Source organism: Micromonospora sp. NPDC049836, assembly GCF_044465125.1.
Lineage (GTDB): Bacteria > Actinomycetota > Actinomycetes > Mycobacteriales > Micromonosporaceae > Micromonospora.
Genome location: NZ_JBITLH010000005.1, coordinates 441,765 through 457,226, shown reverse-complemented (window position 1 = coordinate 457,226; position 15,462 = coordinate 441,765). Strand labels below are relative to the sequence as shown.

The 15,462-nt window shown below is 71.7% G+C and carries 12 protein-coding genes and 1 pseudogene; 5 read left to right on the top strand and 8 right to left on the bottom strand.

The genetic code is table 11. From position 1 onward, the window contains the following. Window positions 1–15: 15 nt before the first annotated feature. Entirely contained in the window at window positions 16–801 is a 786-nt protein-coding gene (locus tag ACIBPB_RS16810; protein WP_396840472.1) for a M23 family metallopeptidase, read from the top strand. A 61-nt stretch (window positions 802–862) separates the two neighbouring features. Here the strand turns inward: ACIBPB_RS16810 and pcrA are convergent, their stop codons facing one another. Beyond that, the gene (gene pcrA, locus ACIBPB_RS16805; protein WP_396840471.1) at window positions 863–3,334 is read right to left on the bottom strand and encodes a DNA helicase PcrA; all 2,472 of its coding nucleotides are present in this window, start codon (window positions 3,332–3,334) and stop codon (window positions 863–865) included. 287 nt (window positions 3,335–3,621) lie between these two features. Here pcrA and ACIBPB_RS16800 point away from each other — a divergent pair, with 287 nt between their 5' ends. Next, on the top strand, window positions 3,622–3,978 hold the full coding sequence (locus ACIBPB_RS16800; RefSeq protein ID WP_396840470.1) for a chorismate mutase: 357 nt from the start codon (window positions 3,622–3,624) through the stop codon (window positions 3,976–3,978). Window positions 3,979–4,076: 98 nt separating this feature from the next. Here ACIBPB_RS16800 and ACIBPB_RS16795 read toward each other — a convergent pair whose 3' ends face one another. The 5 genes from ACIBPB_RS16795 to ACIBPB_RS16775 all read right to left on the bottom strand — a co-directional run bounded on the left by ACIBPB_RS16795 (window position 4,077) and on the right by ACIBPB_RS16775 (window position 9,835). After that, window positions 4,077–5,093 carry an ABC transporter ATP-binding protein gene (locus tag ACIBPB_RS16795; RefSeq protein ID WP_396840469.1) on the bottom strand — a complete coding sequence of 339 codons (1,017 nt, stop codon included), beginning with the start codon at window positions 5,091–5,093 and terminating at the stop codon, window positions 4,077–4,079. After that, window positions 5,086–6,129, bottom strand: a complete 1,044-nt coding sequence (locus ACIBPB_RS16790; RefSeq protein WP_396840468.1) for an ABC transporter ATP-binding protein — start codon at window positions 6,127–6,129, stop codon at window positions 5,086–5,088. The genes ACIBPB_RS16795 and ACIBPB_RS16790 overlap by 8 nt, the downstream gene beginning before the upstream one ends. 10 nt (window positions 6,130–6,139) lie before the next feature. Continuing rightward, the gene (locus tag ACIBPB_RS16785) at window positions 6,140–7,126 is read right to left on the bottom strand and encodes an ABC transporter permease (RefSeq protein ID WP_396840467.1); all 987 of its coding nucleotides are present in this window, start codon (window positions 7,124–7,126) and stop codon (window positions 6,140–6,142) included. Continuing rightward, the gene (locus ACIBPB_RS16780) at window positions 7,119–8,045 is read right to left on the bottom strand and encodes an ABC transporter permease (protein ID WP_396840466.1); all 927 of its coding nucleotides are present in this window, start codon (window positions 8,043–8,045) and stop codon (window positions 7,119–7,121) included. Before ACIBPB_RS16780 ends, ACIBPB_RS16785 begins: the two co-directional genes overlap by 8 nt. Before the next feature lie 146 nt (window positions 8,046–8,191). After that, a complete protein-coding gene (locus tag ACIBPB_RS16775) occupies window positions 8,192–9,835 on the bottom strand; it encodes an ABC transporter substrate-binding protein (protein WP_396840465.1) in 1,644 nt (547 codons plus the stop codon). Between the two features lie 432 nt (window positions 9,836–10,267). On the opposite strand from ACIBPB_RS16775, the gene ACIBPB_RS16770 reads away from it, so the two are divergent. Further along, window positions 10,268–11,002: a PIG-L deacetylase family protein gene (locus tag ACIBPB_RS16770; protein ID WP_396840464.1), complete on the top strand. Its 735-nt coding sequence runs from the start codon at window positions 10,268–10,270 to the stop codon at window positions 11,000–11,002. A 50-nt stretch (window positions 11,003–11,052) separates the two neighbouring features. Here the strand turns inward: ACIBPB_RS16770 and ACIBPB_RS16765 are convergent, their stop codons facing one another. Both ACIBPB_RS16765 and ACIBPB_RS16760 read right to left on the bottom strand, forming a co-directional pair. Continuing rightward, window positions 11,053–11,730, bottom strand: coding sequence for a response regulator transcription factor (locus ACIBPB_RS16765; protein WP_357314088.1), 678 nt, complete (start codon window positions 11,728–11,730; stop codon window positions 11,053–11,055). A 2-nt stretch (window positions 11,731–11,732) separates the two neighbouring features. Then, window positions 11,733–12,974, bottom strand: coding sequence for a PspC domain-containing protein (locus ACIBPB_RS16760; RefSeq protein ID WP_396840463.1), 1,242 nt, complete (start codon window positions 12,972–12,974; stop codon window positions 11,733–11,735). Between the two features lie 199 nt (window positions 12,975–13,173). On the opposite strand from ACIBPB_RS16760, the gene ACIBPB_RS16755 reads away from it, so the two are divergent. Together ACIBPB_RS16755 and ACIBPB_RS16750 are read left to right on the top strand one after the other, a co-directional pair. Continuing rightward, window positions 13,174–14,952, top strand: a complete 1,779-nt coding sequence (locus ACIBPB_RS16755) for a PspC domain-containing protein (RefSeq protein WP_396840462.1) — start codon at window positions 13,174–13,176, stop codon at window positions 14,950–14,952. Continuing rightward, a pseudogene (locus tag ACIBPB_RS16750) lies at window positions 14,949–15,182 on the top strand (hypothetical protein); the annotation flags it as partial. The gene ACIBPB_RS16755 and the pseudogene ACIBPB_RS16750, both read left to right, overlap by 4 nt. Window positions 15,183–15,462: the final 280 nt, after the last annotated feature.

The following is a 15,462-nucleotide window of genomic DNA, read 5'->3' as shown; positions in this document are numbered from 1 at the left end:
CGTGCCCCTCGACTGATGAAGGTCCCCGTGCAGGAAGACAACTCCCGCCAGAACGAGAACGCTTTGGACGCCCCCGCCCGGCACCGGCGCACGCGCCCGGTCCGGCGCACCACATACCTGGCCGTCGGTGCGGTCGCGCTGGTCGCGCTCGGCCTCGGCGGCGTCTCCGTCGTCACCGCCGACCACGGCACCCCGAACCCGGCCGCCGCCGTCGATCTGGAGGCCGAGGCGCGCGCCGAGGCCGCCGCGCGCGCCGACCGCTCGGCCCGCGAGTCGACCGCGCCGGTCACCCCGTCCGCCACCCCGGCCAGCCCGTCGCCGAGCCCGAGCACGGCCAGCCCGAAGCCGACGAAGACCGCCGCCGCGAAGCCCAAGCCGAAGAAGGTGGTCAAGCCGAAGCCCACCTGGGTCATCCCGATGAAGGGCGCCGCCATCACCTCCTGCTACGGGCAGCGGTGGGGCACCCTGCACGCCGGCATCGACTTCGCGATGCCCGCCGGCACCCCGATCCACGCCGCCTTCGCGGGCACCGTGGTCAAGGCCGGGGACGCCGGCGACGGGTACGGCAACTCGGTCTTCGTCGACCACCACAACGGCTACCTGACCCACTACGCGCACCAGAGCCGGCTGCTCGTCAGCGTCGGCGACCGGGTGAGCGCCGGCCAGGTCATCGGCTACGAGGGCGCCACCGGCGACGCCACCGGCCCGCACCTGCACTTCGAGGTGCACCAGGGCCAGATGTGGAACCAGATCGACCCGGCGCCGTTCCTGCGCGCCCGGGGCATCGACGTGGCCTGCTGACCGCACCGGCACGAGCAACGGCCCGGTCCGGCGTCTCGCCGGGCCGGGCCGTGTCACGTGGTCAGAGCTTGTCGATCGGGGCGTGCCGGAGCACCAGCCACATGGTCTGGTCGCCGAAGTCGATCTGCGCCCGGGCGCCCGGGCCGTGCCCCTCGACGGCCAGCACCCGGCCCAACCCGTACCGCTGGTGGTTGACCCGGTCCCCCGCCGCCACCTTCGGGGCCTGCTTCAGCTCGCTGGCCGTGGACAGCCGGCTGGCGTCCACCCCGAGCCGCTTGGCGAGCTGGGTCGCCTTGGGCGTACCCCCGGTGAAGCCGGCCCGCCCGCCGGGCGCGCGGTCCGCGCGGCCGCCGACGCCGCCGCCCCCGCCGGCCCACGAGGTGTACGACCCCTCGGTCCGCTCCCAGCGGACCAGGTCCGGCGGCAACTCCTCGAGGAAGCGCGACGGCGGGTTGTACGCGGGCGCGCCCCAAGCCGACCGGGTGACCGCCCGGGACAGGTAGAGCCGTTGGCGGGCGCGGGTGATGCCCACGTACGCGAGCCGGCGCTCCTCCTCCAGTTCCCGGGTGTCGCCCAGCGAACGCAGGTGGGGGAAGACGCCGTCCTCCAGGCCGGTCAGGAAGACCACCGGGAACTCCAGGCCCTTCGCGGTGTGCAGCGTCATCAGGGTGACCACACCCTGGTGGTCCGGGTCGTCGGCGGGGATCTGGTCGGCGTCGGCGACCAGCGCCACCTGCTCCAGGAAGCCCGCCACGGTGGCCCGCTCGTCCTCGCCGCCCAGCGCCTCGATCCGCTCGGTGTACTCCCGGGCGACGCTGACCAGCTCCTGGAGGTTGTCCACCCGGCCGGCGTCCTGCGGGTCGAGGCTCTCCTCCAGCTCGCTCAGGTAACCCGAGCGGGTGAGCAGCGCCTCCAGCACCTCCTCCGGAGTGCCGGTGTCGGCCAGCTCGCGGGCGCCGTCGAGGAGGGCGACGAACTCGGCGATGCCGTTGGCGGCCCGGGTGGAGATCCCCGGGGCGTCCTTGGCCCGGCGCAGCGCCGCGCCGAAGGAGATCCGGTCCCGGCTCGCCAGCGCCTCGACGCACGCCTCGGCCCGGTCGCCGATGCCCCGGCGCGGGGTGTTCAGGATCCGGCGCACGCTGACCGTGTCGTCGGGGTTGACCACGGCGCGCAGGTAGGCCAGCGCGTCCCGGACCTCCTTGCGCTCGTAGAAGCGCACCCCGCCGACGACCTTGTACGGCAGGCCGACCCGGATGAACACCTCCTCGAAGACGCGGGACATCGCGTTGGTGCGGTAGAAGACCGCCACGTCGGCGGGGCGGGTGTCCCCCTCGTCGACCAGCCGGTCGATCTCCCGGGCCACCCAGTCGGCCTCGGCGTGCTCGGTGTCGGCGACGTAGCCGACGATCTGCTCGCCGGCCCCGGCGTCGCTCCACAGCCGCTTGGGCTTGCGGGAGGTGTTCCGGTCGATCACCGCGTTGGCGGCGTTGAGGATGGTCTGGGTGGAGCGGTAGTTCTGTTCCAGCAGGATCGTCCGGGCGTCGGTGAAGTCGCGCTCGAACTCGAGGATGTTGCGGATGGTCGCGCCGCGGAACGCGTAGATCGACTGGTCGGCGTCGCCGACCACGCAGAGCTCGGCCGGCGGCAGCCCTTCGGTGCCGGAGACCAGCTCCTTGATCAGCACGTACTGGGCGTGGTTGGTGTCCTGGTACTCGTCGACGAGGACGTGCCGGAACCGGCGCCGGTAGCTCTCCGCCACGTGCGGGTGCGACTGGAGCAGGTGCACGGTCGTCATGATCAGGTCGTCGAAGTCCAGCGCGTGCGCCTCGCGCAGCCGCCGCTGGTAGAGCGTGTAGGCCTCGGCCAGGGCGCGCTCGTTGGGACCCTTGGCCCGGCCGGCGAACTCCTCCGGGTCGACCAGCTCGTTCTTGAGGTTGGAGACCTGGGCGGCCAGGCCGCGCGCCGGGTAGCGCTTCGGGTCGAGGTCCAGCTCGCGGGTGACGAGCTGCATCAGCCGGCGGGAGTCGTCGGCGTCGTAGATCGAGAAGGTCGACTTCAGGCCGGCGTGCTCGTGCTCGGCGCGCAGGATCCGGACGCAGGCCGAGTGGAAGGTCGACACCCACATGAGCCGGGCGCGCGGGCCGACCAGGGCGGCCACCCGCTCCTTCATCTCGCCGGCGGCCTTGTTGGTGAAGGTGATCGCGATGATCTCGCCCGGGTGCACGTCCCGCGCGGCGAGCAGGTACGCGATCCGGTTGGTCAGCACCCGGGTCTTGCCGGAGCCGGCGCCGGCCACGATCAGCAGCGGCGAGCCGGCGTGGGTGACCGCGTCCCGCTGCGGCCCGTTCAGCCCGTCGAGGAGGGCCTGCGGGCCCGGTCGGGCACCCGGCGACCCCGCCCCACGCCACAGCGCCGCACCGGCCGCCACACGGCCGGGAGCACCGCCCACCGGTGGCGAGGCGGAAGGAGGGCCGGCGTCGCCGTGCGGCGCGGGCTCGGGCGGGGACGCGGGGATGTCGAAGAGAGGATGCATCGCACGGCGAGTCTATGCCGCGCGCCGGACACTTCCCGACCGCGCGGCACCGACGGGACCGAGGAGTCACGTCCCACCAGTTGGCGGCTTTCCTTGCGCACCGCGCCCGCGGGTCGGCATACTCGACGGCGTGTTCGATCAGCGCTTCTACTTTTACTACGGCACCGGGAGTCCGGCAGCCGTAGGTCGCGCCTGATCACAGACCTGCAAAGCCCCGGGCTCGGAGAGCCCGGGGCTTTTTCGTCCCGGGATCCGGGCACCGGGCCCGAGACCCGAGAGGGACGACGATGATGACTGACGTGGTGGAGTCCAGCGGCAGCCTGGCGCGGCCCGGCCGGACCGACGGCACCGAGCCGACCGGGGCGGCGGCCGGCACCGGCACCGGCACCGACGACTCAGCGGCCGCCGAGCGGATCGTGGCCATCCGGGAGCGGATCGACGAGATCGACCGCACCATCATCGCGCTCTGGCAGGAGCGGGCCGCGCTGTCCCAGGAGGTCGGGGCCACCCGGATGGCGTCCGGCGGCACCCGGCTGGTGCTCTCCCGTGAGCGGGAGATCCTGGAGCGGTTCCGGCAGGCGCTCGGCGCGGACGGCACCCAGTTGGCGTTGCTGCTGCTGCGGGCCGGCCGCGGCCCCCTGTGACGGGGTGCGGCGGCGGCGTGGACGCGGCCGCACCGACCCCGGATACGACGGACCGCCTGCCGGCGTCAGCGTGACGCCGGCAGGCGGTCCGGGTTGGATCAGGCCGCCTCGTGGGTCGGCACGATCTCCCGCCGCTCGGCGAAGTGGCAGGCGCTCGGGTGGTCCGAGCCCCGCCGGATCTGGAGCAGCGGCACCTCCTGGGCACAGAGGTCCTGCGCCTTCCAGCACCGGGTGCGGAACCGGCAGCCCGAGGGCGGGCTGACCGGGGAGGGGACGTCACCGGTGAGCCGGATGATCGCCTTGTTGTCCCGCAGCGTCGGGTCCGGCACCGGCACCGCCGACAGCAGCGCCTGGGTGTACGGGTGCGTCGGGCGCTCGTAGATCTCGTCCTCGGAGCCGATCTCCACCATCTTGCCGAGGTACATCACCGCGACCCGGTCGGAGAGGTGCCGCACCACCGACAGGTCGTGGGCGATGAAGACGTACGACAGCCCGAACTCCGCCTGGAGCTTCTCCAGCAGGTTCATCACCTGGGCCTGGATGGAGACGTCCAGGGCGGACACCGGCTCGTCACAGACGATGATCTCCGGCCGCAGGGCCAGCGCCCGGGCGATGCCGATGCGCTGCCGCTGGCCGCCGGAGAACTGGTGCGGGTACCGGTTGATGTGCTCCGGGTTCAGCCCGACCAGGTCGAGCAGTTCCTTGACCTTGGTGCGGCGGGAACCCTTCGGGGCCACCTCCGAGTGGATCTCGAACGGCTCGCCGATCAGGTCACCGACCGTCATCCGCGGGTTCAGCGAGGTGTACGGGTCCTGCATCACCAGCTGGATCTGCCGGCGCAGCCGGCGCAGCGCGCCGCCCCGGAGCTGGGAGATGTCCTGCCCCTTGTAGAGCACCTGACCGGCGGTCGGCTTCTCCAGGTTCATCAGGACCCGGGCCAGCGTCGACTTGCCGCAGCCGGACTCGCCCACGACGCCCAGGGTCTCCCCGGCCTTCAGCTCGAAGGAGACGCCGTCGACCGCCTTGACCTGACCGATGGTCTTCTTGAACACGATGCCCTGGGTCACCGGGTAGTGCTTGACCAGGTCACGGACCTCGATGATGTTCTCAGTCACGGCTCACGAGCTCCTCGGCGAAGTGGCAGGCGCTGGCCCGGCCGCTGCCGACCTGCAGCAGCGGAGGCACCTTCTCCCGGCACACCGGCTGCGCCATCGGGCAGCGCGGGTTGAACGGGCAACCCGGCGGGATGTTCATCAGGTTCGGCGGGAGCCCCTTGATCGTCCGGAGCTCCTGCCCCTTCTCGTCCATCCGCGGGATCGAGTTGAGCAGGCCGAGCGTGTAGGGGTGCGCCGGCTTGGCGTACAGCTCGTACACGTCGGCTTCCTCGACGATCCGGCCGGCGTACATGACCGCGATCCGGTCCGCGACGTCGGCGACCACGCCGAGGTCGTGGGTGATCAGGATCATGCCCATCCGCCGCTCCCGCTGAAGCTCGCCGAGCAGGTCCATGATCTGGGCCTGCACGGTCACGTCCAGGGCGGTGGTCGGCTCGTCCGCGATCAGCACCTCGGGGTCGAGCGCCAGCGACATGGCGATCATCGCGCGCTGTCGCATGCCGCCGGAGAACTGGTGCGGGTAGTTGCTGTACCGGCCCTTGGCGTTGGGGATCTTCACCTGGTCGAGCATCTCGATCGCGTGCTTCTTGGCGTCCCCGCGGCTCATGCCGCGACGGATGCGGAACTGCTCGGCGATCTGGAAGCCGACGGTGAAAACCGGGTTGAGAGCGGAGAGCGAGTCCTGGAAGATCATCGCAATGCCCTCGCCACGGATCCGACGCCGCTGCTCGGCGGACATCTTGAGCATGTCCTTGCCGTGGAAGCGGACCTGGCCACCGGTGACGAAGCCGGGCGGGGTGTCGAGGATGCCCATGATGGTCTGCGCGGTCACGCTCTTGCCGGAGCCGGACTCGCCGAGCACGGCGAGGGTCTCCCCCGCGTCGACGTGGTACGTCACACCGTTGATGACCTTGGCGACGCCGTCCCGGGTACGGAACTCCACCCGGAGGTCGTCGACCTCGAGCAGCCGGCCGGCGGGGCGGCCGGATCCGTCGGCGCCCGGAGCGGACTGCTCGGAGACGAGAATGTCGGACAACTCAGTTCCCCTATCGGAGCTTCGGGTCGAGGGCCTCGCGGACCGCCTCACCGAGCATCACGAAGCTCAGCACGGCGGTGACGAGGAACGCGGCCGGGAAGAACAGCAGGAACGGCGAGACCCGGATGTAGTTCTGCGCCTCGCTGATCATGATGCCCCAGGACACCACGGGGCTCTTCAGCCCGATACCCAGGAAGGAGAGCGTGGCCTCGGCGCCGATGAACGAGCCAACCATGATCGTGCCGTAGACCAGCAGCGGCGCCAGGCAGTTCGGCAGCAGGTGCTTGAGGATGATCCGTCCCGTGCTGGCGCCCAGGGCCCGGGCCGCGACGATGTAGTCGGCCTCCTTGGTGGCCAGCACCGAGGAGCGCATCAACCGCATCACGACCGGCCAGCTCAGCACGGTCAACGATGCGATCACCAGGCCCATGATCGTCCACTCGCCGTTGTCGGTGCCCGACCCGTTGAAGGTGGTCAGGATGACGATCGAGCCGAGCACGAACGGCAGGCCGAAGAAGATGTCCGCGGCCCGCGAGAGCAGCGCGTCCACCCAGCCGCCGCGGTAGCCGGCGATGATGCCCATGGTGCCGCCGATCAGCAGCGTGCCGATCACGGAGAGCAGCGCCACCACGATGGAGGCGCGGGCACCGTAGATGGTCCGGGCGTAGACGTCCCGGCCCTGCACGTCGTAGCCGAACCAGGCCGACGACGAGGGCTCGACCCGGCTGCGCCCCAGGTCACCGTTGACCGCGTCGCCACTGGTGAACAGCCACGGGAAGGCGGCCATCAACACGAACACCAGGATGATGGCCGCGGAGATCCAGAACAGTGGCTTACGCCGCAGGTCGCGCCACGCGTCGCCCAGCAGGCTGCGCGGCCTCTCCCGCTTCTGCGCGCTCTCCGGCAGGCCGGCGTTCGTGGGCGCACCGGAACCGGCCTCGGTCGGCATGGTCGCGGGCGGCGTCGAGATGATCGACGCGGTACTCGGGTCACTCATAGCGGATCCTCGGGTCAAGGGCGGCGTAGAGCAGGTCCACCAGCAGGTTCATCGCCAGATAGACGAGCACCAGGACCACCACGATGCCGACAACGGTAGCGCTCTCCTTCGTGACAATCGCCCGCAGCACCTGGCGGCCGATGCCGTTGATGCCGAAGATGCCCTCGGTGATGATCGCGCCGCCCATCAGGGCACCGAGGTCGGTACCGAGCAGGGTGACCACCGGGATCAGCGAGTTGCGCAGCAGGTGCACGCCGACCACCCGGCGCATCGGGAGGCCCTTGGCGATGGCGGTACGGACGTAGTCGGCGCGGCGGTTCTCCGCGATGCTGGTCCGCGCCACCCGGGCGATGTACGCCGACGAGGCGCTGCCCAGCACGAAGCCCGGCACGATCAGCTCGCTGAGCCGCATCTCGTTGGAGACGGTCGGGGTGATGATGCCCCACTTGACCCCGAGGAACCACTGGAGCATGAAGCCGATGACGAAGACCGGCAGCGCGATCAGGAACAGCGACGAGACGAGGACCAGGTTGTCCAGGAAGCCGTTGCGCCGCAGACCGGTCAGCACGCCCGCGCCGAGGCCGATCACGGCCTCGATGGTGAGCGCCACCACCGCCAGCTTCAGGGTGTTGGGGTACGACGTCATGATGATGTCGCCGATCTGGCGACCACTGTAGGTGACGCCGAAATCACCCTGGAAAAGGTCCTTCATATAGCTGGCGTACTGCACCCAGATCGACTGGTCGAGGTGATACTTCTCGGTCATCATCGCCCGGAAGTTGTCCGGGCAACCGCGGTCGCCGCACTTGCCGGCGAAGGGGTCGCCGGGCACCGACCAGACCAGCCAGTAGATCAGGAAGGTCGTGCCGATGAAGACCGGCACGAGTTGCAGCAGCCGTCTCAAGAGATAACGGCCCATGGGGTGGTCCTCCAGACAGGGGGCGCGTCGGACGGCCGACACGGTGGTGACAAACGTGCGAGGGGTTTGTTGTACACCCCCTCGCGGAACGGCCCCGGGTCGGGCTCACCGGTAGGCGAGCCCGACCCGGGGTCAGACCGTTCGGGTCAGAGCTCGACCGAGGTGATGTCGAGTTCGCCGACGTTGGTCAGCTCCATCTTCTTGATCTTCTCCGAGTGGCCGGACTGCTCGCCGCTGAAGTAGATCGGCATCGCCGGGACGTCCTGGTCAATGATCTTGACCGCCTCGGCGAACTTCTTGTGGGCCTCCTCGAGGCTGGGGGCCGACGAGGCCTCCTTGGCGAGGGCGTCCACCTGCGGGTTGCTGTACAGACCGTCGTTCGAGGAACCGTTGGTCACGTAGAGCGGGTTGATCCAGTTCTCCACGTCCGGGTAGTCCTGCTGCCAACCGGCACGGTAGGCGCCGGTCATCTTGTGGGCGTTGATGTTGGCCCGGAAGACCGCGAAGGTCGGCACGCCGACAGCGACGGCGTCGATGCCCAGGTTGGTCTTGATCTGCTGGGCGACGGCCTCCATCCACTCCTTGTGGCTGGCGTCCGCGTTGTACGACAGGGTCAGCTTGCCGGTGAAGCCGCCGGCCTCCTGCAGGAGCTGCTTCGCCAGGGTCGGGTCGAACTTGCAGGCGGTGCAGTCGCCGGGCGTCGCGCCCGGGGTCAGCGGGTTGGCCCAGCTGTCGGCCGGCTTGCGGTTACCGAAGAAGATCTTGTCGGTGACCTGCTGCCGGTCGATGGCGTGCGAGATCGCGGCCCGGAGCTTGGGGTTCTTGAACTTCGAGTCGTAGATCGGGAAGGCGATGATGCCGTTGGACGGGACGGTCGTCTGGATCGCCCGGTCGCCCAGGTCGGTCTTCCACTTGTCACCGGCCAGCGAGGAGACCGGCACCTGCTGCTGGAAGTCCAGGTTGCCGGAGACCAGGTCGCTGTAGGCGGCCGTGTCGTCCTGGTAGATCTTGACGGTGACGTCCTTGATCTTCATCTTGTCGCGCAGGTTGTAGTCGTCGAAGCGGGTGAGCTTGATCTCGACGTCGTCCTGCCACGAGACGAGCTTGACCGGGCCGTTACCGATCGGCTTCTTGCCGAACTCCTCGGGCTTCTGCGAGAAGAAGGCGTCCGGCAGCGGCATGAAGGCGCTGTAGCCGAGCTTGGTCGGGAACACGGCGGTCGGCGCGGAGAGCGTGACCTCGAAGTTCCAGTCGTCGACGACCTTCAGGCCGGACATCTCCTTGGCCTTGGGCTCGGGGGCCTTCTTCGGGCCGTCCGGGCCGTCCGGGTCCTCGGTGTAGGTGTCGTTGAAGCCCTGGATGTCGGAGAAGAAGCTGGCGTTCTGCGCGCCGTTCGGGCCGTACGCAGCCCAGTTCCAGGCCTTGACGAAGCTCTCGGCCTTGACGGTGCTGCCGTCGTGGAACTTGGTGTTCTGCTTGATCTTGATCTTGAAGACCTTGGAGTCGCTCGTCTCGATCGACTCGGCGAGCGCGTTCTGCGGCGCGCCACCGTTGTTGGGGTACTCGACCAGGCCGGTCCACATCCAGTCGATGATCTTGCCGCCACCGGTCTCGGTGGTGTTCGCCGGAACCAGGGGGTTCTCCGGCTGGGTGCCGTCGATGACGATGGCACCGTCCGCGCTGGCGCCGGGGTCGCCACCTTCGTTGTCGCCGCTGGAGCAGCCGGACGCGATGAGCGCGAATGCCGCGCCCACCGCGAGCGCGCCGCTCGCCCGCTTCGAGACTCTCATTCCGAGGGGCCTCCTCTTTCTAACCTGGTTCCGTCGTGGGTTTCACGCACGTTTGGGGGGTGACGCCACCGCCGGCCCGAAGCACAGGTCGGCGGTTTACCGCAGGGGAAATCGGGACACCCCCAAGGGCACCGATCCGCCGGGCACCACATCCTCGGTGAACGCCACCGCGCAGGGTCGACAGCCACGCGGCGTCACGCGAAGGCAGCGTCACGTGGTCGGCGGGCCCGACGGGGTGCCCCACACCGGGGGTGAGGTGCTGCCACTGTGACACCCACCAGCCCTTTCCGTGAAGGTGCCGTTATCAAGACGTTAGTTGGCCGCCACGTTGCCGATACTTGAAAAAAGATCATGAAAGGGGCCGGTCGTACCGCCATGAACAGGCAGGACAGCGCCACTTCGGGCGACTCCGCACGCGTAGGCTGAGGCGCTGTGAGCTTCCCGCCCTCCGCTCCGCCGCTGCCCGACGTCCGGCGAACCCTCGCGGTTTTTGCCCATCCGGATGATGTGGACTTCGGCTGTGCGGGCACCGTCGCGCGCTGGGTGGACGAGGGCGTCGAGGTGGCGTACCTGATTGTCACCCGGGGTGACTCCGGCGGCTTCGACGAGACCCCGCGCGAGCAGATGCCCGCCCGGCGCGAGGCCGAGCAGCGGGCCGCCGCCGCGGCGGTCGGCGTACGCCGGGTCGACTTCCTCGACGGACACCAGGACGGCACCCTCACGCCCAGCCTGGAGCTGCGCCGCCAGATCACCGCGGCGATCCGCCGGTTCCGCCCGGACCGGGTGCTGACCAGCTCCCCGCTGCGCCGCTGGGAGCACCTGGCCGGCCCGAGCCACCCCGATCACCTGGCGGTCGGCGAGGCCACCACCTGCGCGGTCTACCCCGACTCGCGCAACCGCTTCGCCTTTCCGGAGCTGCTCGACGCGGGGCTGGCGCCCTGGGTGGTCCGGGAGATCTGGTACGCCGGCGGCCCCGGCCCGGACCACGTGGTCGACGTGACCGACCAGCTCGACCGCCGGATCGCCGCGATGCGGGCACACCACTCCCAGACCGCGCACCTGGACGTGCCGACCTGGGTCCGGGACCGGCTCACCACCATGGCGGACAACGCCGGCCTCCCCGCCGGCCGGCTGGCCGAGGCGTTCACCGTGCTGCGCACCGAGTGAGCCCGGCGACCGCTGGCGAACAGCGGTCGGGTGCGGCGCCGCTGGGCGGCTCAGACCAGCCGGCGGTCGGCCGCCCAGCGGGACAGCTCGTACCGGTTGGACATCTGGAGCTTGCGCAGCACGTTGGAGACGTGCGTCTCGACCGTCTTGATCGAGATGAACAGCTCCTTGGCGATCTCCTTGTACGCGTACCCCCGGGCCAGCAGCCGCAGCACCTCGCGCTCCCGGTTGGTGAGCTGGTCCAGCTCCGGGTCGGCGACCGGGGCGTCCGGACGGGCCGCGAAGGCGTCCAGCACGAACCCGGCCAGCCGAGGGCTGAACACCGCGTCCCCGTCGGCCACCCGGCGGATCGCGTCGGTCAGCTCGTCCGGCGAGATGGTCTTCGTGACGTACCCCCGGGCGCCGGCCCGGATCAGCCCGATCACGTCCTCGGCCGCGTCGGAGACGCTCAGCGCCAGGAACCGCACCTGCGGGTGGGTACGGCGCATCGCCTCCAGCACCGCCCGGCCACCGCCGTCCGGCATGTGCACGTCGAGAAGCACCACGTCGGGCTGGGTGGCCGCGATCCGGCTGACCGCCTCGGCCACCGTGCTCGCCTCCCCCACCACCTCGACGTGCGCGCCGAGTTCCGCGCGTACCCCCGCCCGGAACATGGCGTGGTCGTCGACGAGGAAGACCCGCAGCCGTCCGTCCCGCGCCGCCAGGTCGACGGGTTCCTGCTCGGCCATGGTCACTTGTCCCTTTCCGCTGTGGAGCCGTTGCCGCTGATCGGCAGGATCAGCCGGACCTCGGTCCCCTCCCCCGGCTCGGACCGGATCTCCGCCCGGCCGCCGTGCCGCTTCATCCGCCCGATGATCGAACCCCGGACGCCGTGCCGGTGATCCTCCACCGTATCCGGGTCGAAGCCCTTGCCCCGGTCCCGGACGAAGACACTGACCTGGTCGGGCTCCACCTCGGCGTAGAGCGAGACGGTTCGCACCTCGGCGTGCCGGGCCGCGTTGACCAGCGCCTCGCGGGCCGCCGCGACCAGCGCGCCGACCCGCTCGTCGGTCTCCCGGTCGCCCACCACCACCGCCTCGACGGTGATCGCGAAGGTGTCCTCCACCTCGGCGGCGGCCTGCTCCAGCGCGGCGGCGAGCCGTTCGGTGGGCGAGGCGGTCGGCTTGTAGAGCCAGTTGCGCAGTGACCGTTCCTGACCTCGGGCCAGCCGCTGCACCGTCTTGACGTCGCTGGCGTTGCGCTGGATCAGCGCCAGGGTGTGCAGCACCTGGTCGTGCACCATGGCGGCCAGCTCGGCCCGCTCCTGCTCCCGGATGCGCCCCTCGCGCTCGGAGCGGAGCTGGTTCCAGGTGCGCCAGAGCACCGGGCCGGTCACCACACCGACCCCGGCCAGGCCGACCAGCGCGAAGATCACGCCGTTGAGGATCGCGTCGAAGTTCTGCGCCGGGGAGTAGACCGCCGCGACGCCGATGATCCCGACGGCGACGAGCAGCCCGCCGCCGATGAACCGGAGCACGAACGCCCGCCGGTCGCTCTCCTCCACGACCGCGCCCAGCCAGGGCACCGGCACCGTGTCGCCCCACTGGCGGCGGCGCTCCGGGGCGGACTGGTGCCAGATCACGCCGGCGCCGACCGCGATGATCGCGACGAGCCAGCCGGCCGTGCCGGCCGCGCCCACCGAGTGGAAGGCGAGCACCTGGATCATCAGCACGCCCAGCCCGATGGCCACGAACGGCAGCAACTGGCCGAGGTCCCGGCGGGGCGGCAGGGCGGTGTCGCCCGGCCGGGGCGGCACCACCGCCCAGAACGCGGCGTACAGCAGCAACCCGAGGCCGTTCAGGCCGAGCAGCACCATGAAGGCGATCCGGACCCGGAGCACCGAGATGCCGAGGTGCTCGGCGAGGCCGGCGGCCACCCCGGCGGCCAACCGGTGGTCGGTGGTCCGGTAGAGGCGCCGCGGTTGCGGGGTCACGGTGCTGCTGATCGGAGGCTCCCGGGTCGGGGGACGGGTGATGCGGGCCGGTCTGCGCCGGCACCGTCCCGATCGTCACACGGGCAGGCCCGCCGGGACCACGGGGACGCCCCCGACATTCGCCGGCCGCGGATCTCAGGGTGGCGTCAGGGTCGGGTCCGGAGGTCGTTCGGGCGGCCGGCGCAGCAGGATCTACAGCATGAGCGAGGACGCCGCCCGTCCGCCCCAGCCCGGGGCGGCAGCACAGGACGGGCCACCACCACCCCCACCGGGACCGGCACCCACCACCGCCGGTCCCTCGGCCGCGCCGCCACCCGGGGCGCAGACCGCCGGCTCCGCGCCGTTCCCCGGCGCGCCGCCGGCCGGGTACGCTCCGCCACCCGGCGGCACCGGCTTCACGTCCCGGTACGGGCTGGTCCGCCCGCGCGACGGCCGGTACCTGGCCGGGGTCTGCGCGGCGATCGGCCGGGCCACGAACACCGACCCGGTGCTCTGGCGGGTGCTCCTCGCGGTGCTGGGCTTCTTCGGCGGGATCGGCATCCTGGTGTACGTCACCGCCTGGCTGATCATCCCCGGTGAGGGCGACACCGCCTCCCCGGTGGAGTCGATGCTCGGCCGCGGCCGGTCCAGCATGTCCCCGGTCACCGTGATCGTGCTCAGCATCGTGGTCGCCGTCGGCTTCGGGTACGTCGTCACCAACGCGTTCCGGGCGATCCTGCTCGGCGCGGTGATCCTGATCGGCGGTGCGTTGATGCTCAACCGGGACGCCCGCGGCCCCGGCGCCGGCCAGCCCGCGCCCGCCGGGCCCGGCACGCCGCCCGGCCCGGTGCCGCCGGCCGCCACCCCACCGGCCGCCGCCACCTGGCCCGGGCCGTCCCCGACCCCGCCGGCGGGCGCGGCGAGCCCGGGCCCCTGGGCGCCGCCCGCCGCCGCGCAGCCGGCCTGGTCGACGCCGGCCGCCGCGCCGGACCCGACCGTCGCCGCGGCCCCCTCAGGGCCGCCCGCCGCGCCGCCCGCCGGCTACGAACCCACCCTCGCCGACCCCACGACCGCCCAGCCGGCCTGGTCCGGCTCCGCACCCACCACCGCGCAGCCGGCCTGGTCAGCCGGTGGCTACCCGGAGTCGACGCCGGTCTCCGGCGGTCGGACCGGCACCACCTGGCCGGCCGCCGGCACGCCGGGCTGGCCGGGCGCGCCGACCACCGGCGCACCGGTCGGGGAGGCGGTGGCCGGGCCGGTCCCGGCGGGTGCGCCGCTGCCACCGGGCGGCTACCGGCCGCCCTTCGCGCCGCACGGCCCGTACGCCGGGCCGACGCCGCCGGTGCCGGCGCCCCCGGCCCGGCCGGTCCGCCCCCCGAAGCGGCCGAAGGAGCGCTCCGCCCTCGGCCCGGTGACCTTCTCGCTGATCTTCCTGGCGCTCGGCGTGGTGGGCGTGCTCGACCTGCTGGACGTCTTCCCGGTGGGCGCCGCCGGCTACTTCGCCGCCGCGCTGGCCACCATCGGCCTCGGGCTGCTGGTGGGCACCTGGTTCGGCCGGGCCCGCTGGCTGATCGCGCTCGGCCTGGTGACCGCGGTGGCGCTCGGCTTCGCCACCGTCGCCGAGTCCTACGACCGGGTCCGCGGCATCGACGGCGACGTCACCTGGGCCCCGGTCGACTTCCGGGACCTGGCGAACCGCTACGAGAACAACTTCGGCGACGCGGTGCTGGACCTGCGCGCGATCGACTTCGACAAGAAGGACACCCAGGTGACGGTGGCAGTCAACTTCGGTGAGGTCACCGTGGTCGTACCGCCGAAGGTCGACGTCACCACGGTGGCCGACGTGAACGCCGGCGACGCCACGGTCTTCGGCCGGCGCACGGGCGGGCTGAACGGACGCCAGTGGGAGAACACCGACCTCGGCGCCGACGGCCGCGGCGGCGGCACCCTGCGGCTGATCGTCCACGTGAACGCCGGCAACCTGGAGGTGACCCGGTGAAGGCCCACCGCACCGACCTCGTGTCGTTCGCCTTCGGGCTGGTCTTCCTGGCGCTCGCCCTCTGGTGGCTGCTCGCCCAGATCCTCGGGCTCACCCTGCCCCCGGTCGGCTGGTTCCTGGCCGGCGCGCTCATCCTCATCGGCCTGCTCGGCCTGCTCGGGGCGCTGCGCTCCGGGCGGCACGCCGGGGACGGCGCCGCAGAGCAGCCGGCGGCCACCGTCGCGGCGCCGTACGAGGACGCGACGCCGACCAGTGGCGTCACCGGCGGGGTGGCGGCCGACGAGTGGCCCGGGACGGCCGTCACCGACGACCTCGCCCCGGCCCGGGAGGACCGTCCCTACGGAGGCGAGCCGCGCTGGTCCCCGACCAGGCCGCCGGTCGGCGAGGAGGCCCCGGTCACCCGCGAACTGCCGGTCACCGACGACCTCGCCCCGGCCCGGGAGGACCGTCCCTACGGAGGCGAGCCGCGCTGGTCCCCGACCAGGCCGCCGGTCGGCGAGGAGGCCCCGG